This is a genomic window from Rothia sp. HMSC066H02, from assembly GCF_001814995.1.
Classification (GTDB): Bacteria; Actinomycetota; Actinomycetes; order Actinomycetales; family Micrococcaceae; genus Rothia; species Rothia mucilaginosa.
Genome location: NZ_KV818681.1, coordinates 1 through 1,483, shown reverse-complemented (window position 1 = coordinate 1,483; position 1,483 = coordinate 1). Strand labels below are relative to the sequence as shown.

Here is a 1,483-nt window from a genome sequence, read left to right as displayed (position 1 = left end):
GTGGGTGTGTGGTGGAGCAAGGAACCTACCGGGAGCTACTGAAGGCAGAGGGAAAGTTTATGGAAATTTTCAAAAATCAGATCTCTGAAGATTCTGCAGGGCGCAAAACTTCCGCTGAAAGGGACTATAAAGATGCGTAAGATTATGGCTAATACTGTTTGGTCCGTGGTTTATGCTTTCAAAAATCACCCCGTATGGACCGTTTCCTATCTAGTGTCTGTTGTGTGCCTATCACTATTCCCTGCTCTGCAGATGGAGGCTGTCACTAGACTTGTTGAGCATTTGGGTCAGAGCCAGGATGAAGTGCTTCCGCTAGCTCTGGGGGTTAGTTTTGTGCTGGCAGGATACATTGCCCTGGGGCAAGCATCAGACTCTCTGCGTATGATTCTAAATTCTCGAATGTCAAGTACAGGTATTCAGAACGTATCTTCTCGTCTGGCGACTTGTTCTTCTCAGGAAATCGCGAGCGGTGATTATGCTCGCTCATCAAGGGCAGCTCATGAAGCTGTGACAGGGGGGAGCCTGGGGGCTCAAGTTTCCACTATGGGTGCTCTGATATTCATCATTTTTTCGACGGGAGCCCTTAGTTATTCCGTAGGAAAGATCAATGTATATGCTTCACTCTGCATGCTTGCAGGCATGATTCCTGTTGCCTTTATGTCACATCTCTATTCGAGTAAGAATGCTGAGGCAATGGAAAAAATATATTCATATAGCTACAACGCGTGGCATAGCACTAACCAGATTGCACAAATAACTACTGCTCGTGAGCTTGCAATTCTTAATGCTCGGTCGTTCTTTGCGCATCGCGCTAATCAAGAACGGAAAAAATCCGGTGAGGAGGAAATTGGCCTAGCTCGTTACATCCTCAGAATATATACAATTGTTGGTTTTATAAGCGCTGCATTGCTAGCTTTAGCCCTTATTTTTCTAGCGGCCTCGGTGCCGGCTCCCGGTGCTCTTGCTGGAGCTGTTATAGGTATTACCTCGGCTATAGTCTCGCTTGGCTCGATGGGAAGCGACCTTAGCTCGATGGCAGCGGGGTCAAACGCAATTGATATATATCGAAAGTTTATTTCTAGCGCACAGCCCGGGCAGAAAAATTCGGTTGCCGATACCTACCCCGAAATCTGCAGCGTTTCCATTAGGAATCTTGCTATCCAGTATCCAAAAGCTGATTCTTTAGCTCTTAAAAACATCAATCTCACTTTTGGTCCCGGGCAGATGATTGGTATTGTCGGGCCCAGCGGATCGGGAAAGACAACCCTAGTAAATGCACTCATGGGTATGCTGAAGCCCTCCAAAGGAGACATCCTCATGGGAGGTACGTCGGTACAGGACATATCACCTGATGATTTGTTGGCAAATGTTGGTTTGGTGAGTCAAGACTACGGCCGTTATGAACTGACTGTGCGTGAAAATCTCCTGCTGGGTTTGCCGCAGGCGGCGGTTGAGCGTCTTGGTGATGCTGATTTGTGGTCGG

At 47.5% G+C, this 1,483-nt stretch carries 1 protein-coding gene; it reads left to right on the top strand.

Features of this window, described 5'->3' with window-relative positions; translation table 11 throughout:
- Positions 1-132 precede the first annotated feature (132 nt).
- The coding region (locus HMPREF2999_RS09395) for an ATP-binding cassette domain-containing protein (RefSeq protein WP_141757039.1) at positions 133-1,483 on the top strand (1,351 nt) is incomplete at its 3' end.